The sequence below is a fragment of the Priestia sp. YIM B13486 genome (genome assembly GCF_042787865.1).
Classification (GTDB): domain Bacteria; phylum Bacillota; class Bacilli; order Bacillales; family Bacillaceae_H; genus Priestia; species Priestia megaterium.
In genome coordinates this window covers 532,235-547,718 of record NZ_JBHZOZ010000004.1, presented here as the reverse complement: position 1 = coordinate 547,718, position 15,484 = coordinate 532,235, and the positions used below count along the sequence as shown (strand labels likewise).

Annotated in this window: 8 protein-coding genes and 1 tRNA gene; 8 read left to right on the top strand and 1 reads right to left on the bottom strand. The window is 39.0% G+C overall.

Annotated elements, in window-relative coordinates; genetic code table 11:
• Positions 1 to 78 precede the first annotated feature (78 nt).
• The 3 genes from ACFX4G_RS14660 (at position 79) to aceA (ending at position 3,295) form a co-directional block, all read left to right on the top strand.
• Positions 79 to 150 (top strand) — tRNA-Glu (locus ACFX4G_RS14660).
• A gap of 209 nt (positions 151 to 359) precedes the next feature.
• On the top strand, positions 360 to 1,619 hold the full coding sequence (locus tag ACFX4G_RS14655) for a M48 family metallopeptidase (RefSeq protein ID WP_097824347.1): 1,260 nt from the start codon (positions 360 to 362) through the stop codon (positions 1,617 to 1,619).
• A 392-nt stretch (positions 1,620 to 2,011) separates the two neighbouring features.
• A complete protein-coding gene (gene aceA, locus ACFX4G_RS14650; RefSeq protein ID WP_230183544.1) occupies positions 2,012 to 3,295 on the top strand; it encodes an isocitrate lyase in 1,284 nt (427 codons plus the stop codon).
• A 196-nt stretch (positions 3,296 to 3,491) separates the two neighbouring features.
• On the opposite strand, the gene ACFX4G_RS14645 is transcribed toward aceA, so the two are convergent.
• On the bottom strand, positions 3,492 to 3,728 hold the full coding sequence (locus ACFX4G_RS14645) for an IDEAL domain-containing protein (protein ID WP_028412421.1): 237 nt from the start codon (positions 3,726 to 3,728) through the stop codon (positions 3,492 to 3,494).
• A gap of 176 nt (positions 3,729 to 3,904) precedes the next feature.
• On the opposite strand from ACFX4G_RS14645, the gene ACFX4G_RS14640 reads away from it, so the two are divergent.
• From ACFX4G_RS14640 to addA, 5 genes are all read left to right on the top strand, one after another.
• On the top strand, positions 3,905 to 5,884 hold the full coding sequence (locus ACFX4G_RS14640) for a S9 family peptidase (protein ID WP_377575427.1): 1,980 nt from the start codon (positions 3,905 to 3,907) through the stop codon (positions 5,882 to 5,884).
• A 162-nt stretch (positions 5,885 to 6,046) separates the two neighbouring features.
• Positions 6,047 to 6,664: a TVP38/TMEM64 family protein gene (locus ACFX4G_RS14635; protein ID WP_013081701.1), complete on the top strand. Its 618-nt coding sequence runs from the start codon at positions 6,047 to 6,049 to the stop codon at positions 6,662 to 6,664.
• 580 nt (positions 6,665 to 7,244) lie between these two features.
• Positions 7,245 to 7,985, top strand: a complete 741-nt coding sequence (gene fabG, locus ACFX4G_RS14630; RefSeq protein WP_377575424.1) for a 3-oxoacyl-ACP reductase FabG — start codon at positions 7,245 to 7,247, stop codon at positions 7,983 to 7,985.
• Between the two features lie 262 nt (positions 7,986 to 8,247).
• Entirely contained in the window at positions 8,248 to 11,748 is a 3,501-nt protein-coding gene (gene addB / locus ACFX4G_RS14625; protein WP_377575421.1) for a helicase-exonuclease AddAB subunit AddB, read from the top strand.
• A complete protein-coding gene (gene addA / locus ACFX4G_RS14620; RefSeq protein ID WP_377575418.1) occupies positions 11,741 to 15,478 on the top strand; it encodes a helicase-exonuclease AddAB subunit AddA in 3,738 nt (1,245 codons plus the stop codon). Before addB ends, addA begins: the two co-directional genes overlap by 8 nt.
• Positions 15,479 to 15,484: the final 6 nt, after the last annotated feature.

Genomic DNA, 15,484 nt, shown 5'->3' with positions numbered 1-15,484 from the left:
CCACAGTAGCTCAGTGGTAGAGCTATCGGCTGTTAACCGATCGGTCGTAGGTTCGAGTCCTACCTGTGGAGCCATACTGGCCCGTTGGTCAAGCGGTTAAGACACCGCCCTTTCACGGCGGTAACACGGGTTCGAATCCCGTACGGGTCATCTTAAAAGCAGTTTGCATATGCAAACTGCTTTTTTTGTTTGTAAACGGAGTTTATTCTTTTGTCTAAACTCTATTTTTCATTTTTCTATGATTTCCTCGCCTCAAATTACATTTCTTATAGCACATCCATAAACGCTTGTTCTAAATTTCGAAAAAAAACCTACAATAGTAATAACGGCATACTGTTTGTACAAAAGGAGGGGAATGCGTGAAAAAAATTGTTTGGTGGTCCATCGGAGTTTTTCTTGTGTATGGAGCGTGTATTTGGGTGTATTTATTCTATATAAGCGATACCTCTATTCCACAATCATTAAAAGGCACCAGCGTAGACCCGGCTACGTTTATGAATACACGAGAACTTATGTTAACCGAAAAATATTCAAAAATTAGAGATGCGCTCTTTTTTATCCGAATTCCATATGAGTGGCTAGGGTTTATTTTAATTTTAGTGTTAGGTGTGTCTAAGAAAGTTAATAAGTGGTCTAAAGATGTCAGCCGTTTCAGTCTTCTCCAAACTGCTATTTATGTATTTTGGTTATCCGTTCTGCTGCTGATCTATTCTTTTCCTATGGACTGGATTAGCTATAAGCTTTCAAAGGCTTATCATATTACGACGCAACCTTTCCAGGGATGGATGAAGGATCTTTTTACAGATTTTTGGGTGAACTATGCCACCATGTTTTTAGTGATTGCTGTGTTATATGCATTCATTCGTAAGTTTTCAAAAAGATGGTGGCTGTATGCGTGGCTAGTATCTATTCCATTTACGCTATTTTTGACGTTTATTCAACCAGTGGTTATCGATCCGTTATATAACGATTTTTATCCATTAAAGAATAAAGAGCTGGAAACGAAAATTTTGCATTTAGCAGACGAAGCTCATATACCTGCTAAGCATGTATATGAAGTAAACATGTCTGAAAAAACGAACTCCCTTAATGCATATGTGACGGGAATAGGTTCTAATTCAAGAATTGTGTTATGGGATACTACTCTTAATAAATTAACGGAACGTGAAATTTTGTTTATCATGGCGCATGAAATGGGTCATTATGTAAAGAAACATATTTATGTGGGGATTGCTTCAGCATTAGTTTTATCGATCGTAGGCTTATGGCTAACGAAACATTTAGCCAGCTTTGTGATTAAGAAATGGGGGAAAGCATTAAAAATTACTTCTCTTAGTGATTTAAATTCTTTACCGCTTATTCTACTTATTTTTTCTATTCTTACATTTGCTGTGAGTCCGTTAACAAATATGCAGTCGCGTCATCATGAACTTCAATCTGACACGTATGCTATGGACCTAACAGGAGATAAGCAAGCTGCTATTAAAACGTTTCAGGACTTAACGAAATCAGGACTATCTCAGGTAAATCCGCCGTATTTAGTGAAGATTTTCCGATATGGTCACCCAACAATACTGGAAAGAATTTCATTTGTTGAGAAGTATGAAAGAAATGAATAAGTGATATAAGAAAAAGTAAAGGATATATGAAGCCTTTTATACGTAGGTATTAATAGAAAAGCCTCCTTGCGAGTAGGAAAAAAATTCTAAAAGGAGGTTTCATTTTCGAAAGTACTGTTATATAATAACGTATGTAAAATAAAAACTGTTTTATAACAATAGGGAGGAATAGTTATTTGTGATTGAAAAGATAGCAGTCAAAATTCTCAGCGTATATTCACCTCAGCTAAGTCTTACTACATGTCCTTCACCTACTTACTTATTTCATCTACGTTCTTGCTAACATTATGGCAAGCTGCTAATTTACTTCATCATGAAACAGACATATTCTAACTGCTGCGTTTTATATTTTTATGAATATAGAATTTTAAATTCATTAGGGGGTATAAAGAATGAAAGACATTCGTGTAAAAAACCTTGAAGAGAACTGGAAAAGCGATGAGCGTTGGAAAGGAATTGAACGTCCATATTCTGCAGAAAAAGTCATTGGGCTAAGAGGGTCTATTGATATTGAACATACGCTTGCTAGAAGAGGAGCTGAAAAGTTCTGGAACTTATTAAAAACAGAGCCATACGTTCATGCCTTAGGAGCTTTAACAGGAAATCAAGCAGTACAACAGGTAAAAGCAGGGCTAAAAGCAATTTACTTAAGCGGATGGCAGGTAGCTGCAGATGCAAATCTTTCAGGAAATATGTATCCTGATCAAAGTTTATACCCGGCAAACAGCGTGCCGCATGTTGTGAAACGAATCAATCAAGCGCTGCAGCGTGCTGATCAAATTCAGCATTTAGAAGGAGAAGGGGATATCGATTACTTTGCTCCAATTGTAGCAGATGCAGAAGCAGGGTTTGGAGGACAGTTAAACGTATTTGAACTCATGAAAGGAATGATTGAGTCGGGAGCATCTGCCGTACACTTTGAAGATCAATTATCCTCTGAGAAAAAGTGTGGTCATCTCGGCGGCAAGGTATTGCTTCCAACTCAAACCGCTGTGAAAAATTTGATTGCTGCTCGTTTAGCTTCTGATGTAATGGGTGTCCCAACACTGCTGATCGCTCGTACCGATGCTGATGCCGCTGATTTAATTACAAGTGATGTTGATCCTGTAGATCGCCAGTTTATTACAGGTGAACGCACCGCTGAAGGTTTTTATCGCACGAGAGCCGGAATCGATCAAGCTATTGCTCGTGGCTTAGCATATGCGCCATATGCGGATCTAGTGTGGTGTGAGACGTCTGAACCAAACTTGGAACAAGCACAAAAATTTGCAGATGCTATTCATGAAAAATTCCCAGGTAAAATGCTTGCTTATAACTGTTCACCATCTTTCAACTGGAAGAAAAAGTTAGATGAGAAAACGATTGAAAAATTCCAAAGAGAAATTGCAAAAATGGGCTACAAGTTCCAGTTTGTTACGCTTGCTGGCTTCCACGCTTTAAACCACAGCATGTTTGAGCTGGCACGAGGATATAAAACAAGAGGAATGGCAGCTTATTCAGAGTTACAAGAAAGAGAGTTTGCTAGTGAAGTAAATGGATATACAGCTACAAGACATCAGCGTGAAGTAGGAACGGGCTATTTTGATGAAGTGGCACAAGTAGTTTCTGGTGGGACTTCTTCTACAACAGCTTTAAAAGGTTCCACAGAAGAAGAGCAGTTTCAGACGCATAAATAACAAAAAAACCTATGAGTGGAATGGTCGGTTACGTCCACTCATAGGAAAGATTCTACTAAAAAAGATTCTTACAGGTGTAAGAATCTTTTTTTATGTAGTAAACACGATTTAACAGACAGCTGTTCTTCCTGAGAAGAAAGGATCTGCCTGTTAAACGTACATATAAATCGTTAATATGAATTAAGCTCCTGAAATATTAAGTAGATGTTTGAAGCAGGGATTGGTACTGTGCTGATAGCTCATAAAAAGCAGTTTCATCACGTTGATCTAATGCCGTGTTAATGTTTGTTTCTAACAGTTCTTTTTGACGCTTAAAAAGCGATTCATCAATTACCATTTCGATATAAACATCCAACATACTCACAGTATCAATTACTTTTTTCTTGCGAGCGAGGGACTTCATCATTTCCGTGTACGATTTTTCATTGTTCATACCTCATCACCTCTGCACCCTTTTTATTATTATATAGATTAAAAGGAGAAAAAACAACTAATTTTCTAAATTTTTAGATTTTTATTTTCAGAAATGATAAAGTAAAAGGGAAACGCTATTTTTGTTTTTATCAATTGACTATTTGGTTTAAAAATGAGTGCTTGGGGGCGAAGAAATTGAATCATTTAAAAAAGCGTACGGTAACGATAGAGGATTTGTATGAACTGAAGTCTGTGTATAATCCTCAGATTTCCCCAGATGGTAAAAGTGTAGTTTATACGGTCCGAGAAACGAAGAAAATAGAGAACACGTATGAGACGCAGCTATTTCTGCTAGATCTTGAAACGAAAAAAACAAAGCAATTAACCTACTGTAAAGGAAACAATCATTCTCCAGTATGGTCCCCTGATGGCAAGTGGATTGCTTTTTTATCCGATCGCAGTCAGAGCGTTCAGCTCTATCTATTAGCAGCGGCAGGAGGAGAAGCAGAAGCACTCACAGATCTTGAAAAAGGCGTTAGCAATCCGGTGTGGTCTCCTTATAGTGACGAAATTATGTTTTCTACAAAAGTAGGAGAAAAAGCTGTAAGAGTTGAACAAAATCATGAATATCCTCAGCCTTACGAAGTGGAGCGTCTATTGTACAAATCCGATGTTAGCGGTTATTTAAAAGGTGAATATGCTCAAGTTGCCGTCGTTAAACTTAAAAACAAAGAAGTGACGTTTTTAACGGATGGACCTTATCATCACTCTGTTGGGTGCTGGTCCCCTGATGCAAACTCAATTGTATTTTGCAGCAGCCGAGGAGAGAATCCGGATTTATCGCTAACGATGGATGTGTTTATTTTGCATCGTGATACTAAAAAAGTAACATCTATTACAGCGGAAACAGGATATTTTCATCAAGTTTCGTGGTCACCGGATGGGTCATACATAGCATACATTGGAAATGAACGTACATACGGATCGGCTTCAATGAATGACATATATATTTATCAGATCTCTAACCAAAAAACAGCTTGTATCACTGCTGGCATAGACTTAGAAATAGGAGATATGGTAGCAGGAGATTTTCACTTTGGTAGAACCGCAGCGGGAATTATGTGGGGCAGTAATGAAGAATTTTATTTTGTCGTAAGTGAAAAGGGTTCTGTAGGCATATATAAAGGAAATGTGAATGGAAAGCTAGACTCTGTACTTATGGATAATGCTCACGTATATGAGGTATCTGTTCTTCCCAATTGTGAGGAAGCTATCGTGGCAATCAGTGCATTTACACATCCCGGAGATCTTTATTCTCTAAATTTAAAAACAGAGGAATTAGTGAAGCTGACAAACGTTAATGACTCATTTTTAAAGCATGTGCAGCTTACACAAGCAGAATCTTTTTACGCCACTTCTACGGACGGTATACATATCCACAGTTGGGTAGTAAAAGCTGCTGCTACCAATGATGTATCTCCAACCATTTTAGAAATCCATGGAGGTCCGCATCTTATGTATGGTCATACATTTATGCTTGAATTCCAAGTACTTGCATCAAAAGGGTTCAATATCCTCTTTTCTAATCCAAGAGGCGGCAGAGGATATGGTCAAGCATTTACAGATGCGGTTCGAGGGGATTACGGAGGCATGGATTATACGGATTTGATGGCAGTGACCGACGAAGCAGTGAAGCGCTACTCTTATATTAATGAAGATAAGCTTGGCGTAACAGGAGGAAGCTACGGAGGGTTTATGACAAACTGGATTGTAGGAAGTACAAATCGGTTTAAAGCAGCGGTAACGCAACGGTCTATTTCAAATTGGACAAGTTTTTACGGCGTTAGTGATATTGGCTATTATTTTACCGAATGGGAATTAAAAGCTGATATTTATGAAAATCCGGAAAAACTTTGGAACCACTCGCCGCTTCGTTTAGCGGAGAATGTTAAAACACCGCTGTTAATCTTGCATAGCGAACAGGATTACAGATGTCCAATTGAACAAGCTGAACAGCTTTATGTGGCCCTGAAAAGAAAAGATAAAGAAGTAGAATTTATTCGTTTTCCTCAGTCTAATCATGAACTTTCTAGAAGCGGTAAGCCTAATTTACGAACGGCGAGACTAAAATATTTAACAAGCTGGTTTAAACGTTATTTAAAACAGTCTCAGTAAAAAATGCATGGCTGTTCAACCAAATATGTATGTGTAAATAAAGGCTGTATGGCAAGCGTAAAAGGACAGGAAAGGTAAAACGCTGTAAAACTTTTGTTTGGTAAAGGAAAGTAGTACAATAAGTGAAAAGTAGCACAGTTGTTTAAATAAGGAGAACATTCGATGGATTTTGAAACATTAAAGCATTATTTGACGTTAGACGGCGTCCTCGAGTTATTAAAACAATATCAATCATTTGGAATCATTCCAGGGCTGCTGTTGCCTATTTTAGAAGCGTTTATCCCTATCTTGCCGCTTTTTGCGTTTGTAATGGCCAATGCTGCTGCTTTTGGCTTATGGTTAGGTTTTTTAATTTCATGGGTTGGCAGCTGCGTTGGATCACTGCTTGTCTTTTTGATTTTTAGAAAATATGGACAGGCGAGGTTTTTACATTTCATCAGCCGGCATGCGCAAATTCGAAAGATTATGATTTGGGTAGAAAGACACGGGTTCGGACCGCTGTTTATTATGCTTTGTTTCCCTTTTACCCCGTCTTCGGCAATTAATGTAGTAGCAGGGCTATCACGTGTTAGTATGGCTCAGTTTATGCTGGCTGTATTAGCCGGTAAAATGGTGATGATATTTATGATGAGCTTTATTGGGGCCGATTTTGTTTCATTTGTGAAACAGCCTCTGAAAGCAGTACTTGTTTTAGTCATCATTTTTGTTCTATGGCTTGTTGGAAAACAAATTGAACGAAGATTAAATGAAAAATCTAAAGTGAAACAGTATGACAAATAGTTTGTTTATATATAACAAATAGTGATGAAAGACTGCTTTTTAATAGGCAGTCTTTTGTTATACATACAGCCAAAAGGGGTATTGTAAACTATAGAAAAGCCTTTTCTTATAGGGATACAACAGCATTTTTGAAAGGATCTTAAAATTTTTCGTAAAGAAGTTATTTGTCTGTTTATTCGGTTGGAAGAACAATGCACATACAGAGTATCTGTCCAGTAATGAACAAGTTTTTTGTTTATCAATTGTGAGAAATATGCTAAAATAAAAGAAAAAACTGGGAATAAATTAGACGACTATTCCTAGTTGCACCTAAGTAATGAACCCTTTGTTTTCTAGAGATATACGTGTTTTTTCTCAACATGTATTATCACCTCATGTATTTCAAAACGTTTTCTTAAAAATTATATGAATGATTTTTGAGCTTGACTACTAAGATGTAAGTAGAGGGATCATTACTAGAAAAGCACCGAATGATCATTAAGACGTGCTTGGCGTCGTTTTGAGGAGGGGAATGCGCTACTGAGATTCAAGCGACTTGCTGATTAATCGTTGTTAGTAAGCGTCTTATAGCGCGGGTGACATGAGATTAAAAGATAAAGTGGCAATTATTACGGGTGCAGCAAATGGATTAGGATTCGAAGCTTCTCGAATATTCGCACAAGAGGGTGCAAAGGTCGCTATGGTTGACTACGATGCAAAAACAGGAGAAGAACGAGCAGCTCAGCTAAAAGAAGAAGGCGGAGATGTAACATTTTTTCAAGTGAACGTAGCGGATCGAGACAGTGTAGATGCAATGGTAGAAGAAGTAGTGAAACGCTACTCTAAAATAGATATTTTAATTAACAATGCAGGTATCACCAGAGATGGAATGCTAACCAAATTATCAGTTGAAAATTTTCAAGCAGTAATCAACGTAAACCTTACAGGCGTTTTTCACTGTACACAAGCAGTGGTACCGCATATGATTGCTCAAGGTAAAGGGAAAATTATTAGCACATCTTCGGTATCTGGCGTATATGGAAATGTTGGTCAAACAAACTATGCGGCGACAAAGGCAGGCGTAGTAGGAATGACAAAAACATGGGCTAAAGAGCTGGGACGAAAAGGAATTAATGTAAACGCTGTAGCTCCCGGGTTTATTGAGACGGATATGGTGAAGGCGATGCCAGACAAAATCATTGATCAAATGAAATCCACGATTCCTTTACAAAGATTAGGTCAGCCTTCTGACATTGGTTATGCTTATCTGTATTTAGCATCTGATGAGTCCAACTATATTAACGGTACAACACTTCATGTAGATGGTGGAATCATGATGTAAAAGTAGAAAATAATTCGCTTTTCTAAAACTTTTCAGTGGTCTTTTGACTACTGAAAAGTTTTTTTGTTGCATCCAGCATTTCACATATCGGCAAAGTGGAATTTTGTCTGCAAGTTCAGTAAAATAATAAGGAGAGAGATAGAGAGATTTAGATGATTATCACTATAAAATTTTGACGACTGCGTCACGTGTTTACGTGGCGTTTATCCATTTTGTACTTAAACAAATGAAAACATAGAGAAAAAAATGAAGGGGTGAAAACGTGGGGCTACAGTTTTTATTAGGACGTTCAGGAAGCGGGAAAACGGAATATCTTTTAAATAGCATGCGCCAAGAGCTGTTAAATGCTCCGCTTGGGCATCCACTTATTTATATTGTACCTGAACAGATGACATTTCAGTCGGAGTATGCGCTTGTTCAAACACCTGGGTTAGAAGGCATGATGCGTGCTCAAGTTTATAGTTTTACACGTCTTGCATGGCGTATCCTGCAAGAAGTTGGAGGTATTAGCCGCTATCATGTGGATCAAACAGGTATTCATATGATGCTTAAAAAAATTATCGAACATCAAAAAGAAGAGCTTCGACTGTTTGCGAATTCTTCAGAACAAGCAGGGTTTATTGAAGAACTGGAAAAAATGGTTAAAGAATTTAAACAGTACACAGTAGATGCCCCGTCTCTCGAAGAGATGAAGAAAAAGCTTCAAGCAGAAGATGAGAAAGTCCTTGCTGATAAATTACATGATTTACATCTCATTTACGGAGAATTAGAAAAACAGCTGATGACGAAATATGTAGATGGAGAAGATTATTTGAAGCTGCTGAGTGAAAAAGTAGCGTCTTCTGGCTATCTTGCTCAAGCAACAATTTATGTAGATGGATTTCATCACTATACTCCTCAAGAATTAACCGTATTAGTAGAGCTGATGAAAGTTTGTAGAGAAGTAAAAATAGCGGTGACTTCTGATTATTCATATCAAGATTTTATTCCAAATGACTTGCACTTGTTTCGATTAACGAGCGAAACGTACCAAGAAATAATGGGCCTGGCGGCTGAAAACGGTATAGAGATTCAAGAGCCAATCGTATTTAACGAACAAAAAAGGCATCAAAACAGTCCAGAGCTTGCCTATTTAGAACGATATTATGATGAACGGCCAACGCCGGAATTTCAGTCAGAGCCCAAGCACATTCAGCTGCTGCCGGCTGTTAGCCGAAGAGCAGAAGTTGAAGGGATTGCAAGAGAAGTACTTTCACTTGTACGCGATCGCGGCTATCGCTACCGTGATATTGCCTTGATTGTTAGAAATGCAGAAGATTACCATGACTTGCTTCAAACCATTTTTCGAGATTATGAAATTCCGTACTTTATTGACCAAAAACGAGCGATGTTTCACCATCCACTCGTTGAATTTGTTCGCTCAGTCTTAGAGGTGGTAAGCGGGTCATGGCGATATGAAACCATCTTTCGAGCAGTGAAAACAGATCTTTTATTTCCTTTGTCATCTGATGTGCACCAGCTTCGCGAAGAGATGGATGAATTAGAAAATTATGTACTCGCTTACGGTATTCAAGGATCTAAGTGGACGAGCAAGGAACCATTTACCTACAGAAAATATCGTTCGCTTGAAGACATGAACCTTGGGAAAACGGACGAAGAGCTTGCTTTTGAGCAAAAAATAAATGAATTAAAAAATATGATTGTTCCTCCTATTTATTCGCTTCAGCAAAAATTAAAACAAGGGAAAATAGGAAAAGAAAAAGCAGAAGCGCTCTATCGTTTTTTAACGAATTTAGATATTCCACAAAAGATAGAAGCGCTGCGCAATCGATGTGAAGAAGAAGGAAAGCTTCAAGAAGCAAGAGAGCACGAGCAGGTATGGAAAGCAATTCTTCACTTATTTGATCAGTTTGTTGAAATGATGGGAGAAGAGAAAGTATCGATTTCTTTGTTTGCAGATCTATTTGAGACAGGGCTTGACAGCATGCAGTTTGCACTTGTTCCGCCTGCACTGGATCAAGTGGTTGTGGCAAGTTTTGAGCGTTCGCGTTTATCCGATATCAAAGCAAGCTTTGTGTTAGGTGTAAATGACGGTGTGATTCCAGCTAAACCAAAAAGCGATGGCCTGTTATCTGAGAAGGAGAGAGAACAGCTGCTTGAATCAGGTTTATTACTTGCGCCAACCGGAAGACAAAAGCTGTTTGACGAACAATTTCTCATTTATTTAGCACTTTCCAGCTCTTCGGAAAAACTTTATGTTTCGTATCCTCTTGCCAATGAGGAAGGGAAGACCCTGCTGCCTTCACTCGTTATTAATCGAGTAAAAGAGCTATTTCCGCTCCTGCAGGAAAAACTGTTAATGACGGAACCTACAGATTTAGAAGAAGAAAAGCAAGTTGGTTATATTACAAATCCTTTAACGAGCATCGCGCATTTAGCCAGCCAGCTGCAAGGATGGAAACGCCATTATCCGATGAGTTCCGTTTGGTGGGATGTGTATAATTTTTATGTGGAAAATTCAGATTGGAACTCATACAGTGGGAAAGTACTAAGCAGCTTATTTTATCAAAATGAAGCAAAACGGTTAACAAAGAAAACGAGTCAGCGTCTGTATGGAAAGCATATTCAAGCAAGCGTATCGAGAATGGAAAAATTTGAAGCCTGTCCATATGCGCATTTTGCTTCTCACGGGCTCAAGCTTAAAGAACGAAAAGTTTTCAAATTGGCGGCTCCTGACATAGGCGAGTTATTTCACGCGGCGTTAAAAATGATTTCAGACGAACTTCGCGGCGGTCAAAAAGAATGGAAGAACTTAACGAGAAAAGACTGTCAGCAGCTTTCTACGGCTGCAGTGCATGAGCTTGCTCCGCGCTTGCAAAATGAGATTTTATTGAGCTCGAATCGCCACCACTATTTAACACATAAGCTGCAGCAAATTATTGAACGTGCGTCGCTTGTGTTAAGTGAGCACGCTAAGATGAGCGGCTTTGTTCCCGTTGGATTGGAGCTTGGATTTGGACCTAGCGCAGAGCTGCCTTCTATGCAGTTCACACTGCCAAATGGCCATACGATGGAACTCGTTGGCAGAATTGACAGGGTAGATAAAGCGGAAAGCTCAAAAGGACTTTTACTGCGTATTGTCGACTATAAATCAAGCGATAAAGCATTAAACTTAGTGGAAGTGTACTACGGTTTATCTCTTCAAATTTTAGCTTATTTAGACATAGTCGTGACGTATGCTGAACAGCTTCTTCATGATAATAGAGGAGCATTGCCTGCTGGCGTTCTTTATTTCCACGTTCATAATCCAATGATTAACAGCACTAAAGCATTACAGCCTGATCAAATTGAAGCTGAAATCTTCAAGAAGTTTAAAATGAAAGGACTGCTTGTAGGAGACGAGGAAGCAGTAAGGTTAATGGACGAAACGTTAGAATCAGGGCACTCACAGGTTATATCAGCTGGCATTAAAAAGACAGGGGGCTTTTATTCCAATTCTTCGGTTGCGAGCGAAGAAGATTTTACACATCTCCGTCAGTATGTGCGAGGTAAATTTGTGGAGGCAGGTACAGAGATTACAAATGGGAAAATTGAAATTTCGCCTTATAAACTAAAAGATAAAACACCATGTGCGTTTTGTGAATACCGCTCAATTTGTCAGTTCGATGAATCAATGGAAAACAACGAATATCGTCAGCTTAGTACAGAGAGTCAAAGTGTTATTTTAGATAAAATTCGAGAGGAGGCCAAACGAGATGAATGAAGATATACACGTAAAACCGGCCGACTCCCAGTGGACGGATGATCAGTGGAAAGCCATTGTTTCATCCGGTCAAGATATATTAGTAGCCGCGGCGGCTGGCTCAGGAAAAACAGCGGTTTTAGTTGAACGTATTATTAAAAAGATTACGATGGGTGATGAGCCAATCGATGTTGATAGATTACTCGTTGCTACGTTCACAAATGCTTCTGCAGCCGAAATGAGAAATCGAATTGGAGAAGCATTGGAAAAAGAGTTAAAAAAGAATCCATCTTCTTTGCACTTGCGCAGACAGCTTAATTTATTAAACCGTGCGTCGATTTCTACGCTCCATTCTTTTTGTTTAGAAGTCATTCGAACGTATTATTATTTGATTGATGTAGACCCTGGTTTTCGGATTGCAGATGATACGGAAGCCGATCTTCTGCGTGAAGAAGTATTAGAAGAATTGTTTGAAGAACAGTACAGTATTGAACAGAACGAGCGATTCTTTGATTTAATTGATCGTTATACAAGTGACAGAAATGACTTAGATATTCAGCTTATGGTAAGAAAGCTGTATGACTTTGCAAGATCTAACCCTGACCCAAACGGCTGGCTTGAAATGATCGTGAGTCAATATGATGTGACAGAAGACTCTTCTATTGATTCACTTCCGTTTCTATCTTTTCTTTTACAAGAAGTAACAACGCAGCTGATGGGCATTGAGTCGATTTTAAAACAGGGCTTAGAGTTAACAAAGCTGCCAAGAGGGCCTGCTCCTCGCGCCGTTAATGCAGAGGAAGATCTGGCTCAAATTCATCGGCTGATCAGTGCTTCTAAGCATTCTTTTGCTGATTTGCATGAGGAAATGCAGAATTTGAATTTTACTCGTTTAAAGCCATGTAAAGGAGAAGCATACGACTCGCAGCTTTTAGATGATTTCGGAGAGCTTCGCAAAAAAGCTAAAACAAGTCTTGAAAAACTTCATGCTGATTTGTTTTCTAGGCCTTTGCACGGCTACATGGCTGATTTTGAGAAAATGAAGCCCGTTATTGAAACGCTAATCTTTTTAGTTCAGCGCTTCGGTGAACGATATGAACATATGAAAAAAGAGAAAGGGTTAGTGGACTTTTCTGATTTAGAACATTATTGCCTGCAAATCTTGAGTGTAAAAGAAGATGGAGTGCTTAAGCCTTCGTCCATTGCCCAAAAATATCGTACTCAGTTTGAAGAGGTGCTTGTTGACGAATATCAAGATACAAATATGGTTCAAGAAACACTGATTAAATTAGTGACGAGAGATAGTGAAGAACAAGGGAATTTATTTATGGTTGGAGATGTAAAACAATCCATTTACCGCTTTCGTTTAGCGGAGCCATTTTTGTTCTTAACAAAGTACAAGCGCTTTACACAAGATGGTCGCCAGTTCGGAAAACGTATCGATTTGAATAAAAACTTCCGCAGTCGTTCTCAAGTGCTTGATGCTACAAACTTTATTTTTAACCAGCTGATGGATGAAGAAGTAGGAGAAATTGCATATGACGATGATGCTTCTTTAAAATTAGGAGCATCGTATCCAAAAGCGGAAGGAATGGAAACGGAGCTTCTGCTCATTGCAAAAGAAAATGCAGAAGAAGGAGGGGAAGAAGAATCGGATTCTTCTCTCGTCGCTTTTTCAGAAGCAGAGCTTGAAACGGCTCAGTTAGAGGCAAGAGCAATGGCGCGTAAAATCAAAGAACTCGTTCAAAACCGCTTTCAAATATATGATCGCAAGCTCGATATCATGAGAAATGTGACGTATCGTGACTTTGTTATTTTGCTTCGTTCTATGCCTTGGGCTGCGCAGATTATGGATGAATTTAAGCAAGAAGGCGTGCCCATTTATGCCGATTTATCAACAGGTTATTTTGATGCTACTGAAGTGATGATTATGATGTCTTTATTAAAAGTAGTAGATAACCCGCATCAAGACATTCCGTTAGCTTCTGTTCTTCGCTCACCGGTAGTAGGGCTTTCAGATGAAGAGTTAGCTACACTGAGAGCAGAGCAAAAGAAAGGAACGTATTACGATGCGTTAAAAACGTACTTAGCGGCTTCAGATGATGAAGAACTTCGCGATAAAGTAAAGTATTTCTATGAGCAGTTAAAAGCATGGAGAACACAAGCTAGACAAAGCTCTTTGTCAGAACTGGTATGGCAAATTTACTGCGATACGGGTTTCTTTGAATTTGTTGGCGGACTTCCTGGCGGGAAACAGCGTCAAGCCAATTTACGTGCTCTTTACGATCGCGCTCGCCAGTACGAGGCAACTTCATTTAGAGGTCTGTTTCGATTTTTACGTTTTATTGAACGCATGCAGGACCGAGGGAACGATTTAGGAGCTGCTCGAGCACTGGGAGAACAAGAAGATGTGGTGCGTTTGATGACGATCCACAGCAGTAAAGGTCTTGAGTTTCCTGTTGTTTTTGTAGCTGGTCTTGCTCGTCAGTTTAACTTAATGGACTTGAATAAAGCATATTTACTCGATAAAGAACTAGGTTTTGGATCTAAATATATTGATCCAAAACTGCGTATTACGTACCCTACTCTTCTTCAGCAGACCATGAAGAAAAAAATGAAAAAAGAAAGCATGGCAGAGGAAATGCGGGTATTATACGTAGCTTTGACGCGTGCGAAAGAAAAACTTATTTTAGTCGGAACAGTAAAAGATGCACCAGAAAAGCTCAGACAATGGAGCTCCGTTATGGCACATGAAGATTGGACGCTTCCAGCTCACGTGAGAAGAGATGCAAAATGTTATTTAGACTGGATTGGACCTTCTTTAATCCGTCACCAAAATGTTAGTCATATGGTTGAAGGAGAGGTCCAGCCGGCCAAGGTGATTCATCAGCATGCTTCAAGCTGGAAACTTTCAACGTTATTAGCAGATGATTTAGCCGAGCAGCCTCTTGAAGAGCAGCAGCATCATGAAGAGCTTTTAAACGCTCTTCAAAAGCATGAGCCAGTTTCAGAATCGAGCGATTATAAAGACGAAGTGTATAGACGCTTAAATTGGTCTTATGATTATCGTGTAGCTTCCGTTCATCGTTCGAAGCAATCTGTTTCTGAACTAAAAAGGCAGCAGCAGCTGACGGACGCAGGTGGAAGCGACGATCTCATTCGGGGATCTAAAGCACCTCTTGAAAATCGTCCGCTGTTTCTTCAAGAGAAATCTCTCACAGGAGCTGAAAGAGGAACAGCTACACATGCCGTTATGCAGCAGCTTCCATTAAATAAAGCTTATACCCTTGAAATGGTTCAAGACTTTATTCAATCAATGGTTACCAAAGAATTATTGACGCAAGAACAAGCGGATGCTGTTGATGCAAATGATGTAGCAGACTTTTTAGACAGTGACATTGCACAAGGTATTCGAACGGCTCGCACGCTTTATAGAGAGATGCCTTTTAGTTTAGGTGTCTCCGCTAAAGAAATCTATGATCATTGGGAGCAGGAAGACGAAACAATTTTAGTGCAAGGTATTATTGATTGTTTGTATGAAACGGAAGAAGGTCTCGTTTTACTTGATTTTAAAACCGATAACATTTCGGATCGTTTTCAAGGGGATTTTGAACGAGCAAAACCATTTCTAATTGACAGATACCGCATTCAGTTAGAGCTTTACGCAAAGGCCATTGAGCGGATTGTAAAACAACCTGTGCAGCATCGCTATCTGTACTTTTTAGATGGTGGACATGCTGTTGAAATATAAAAAAAG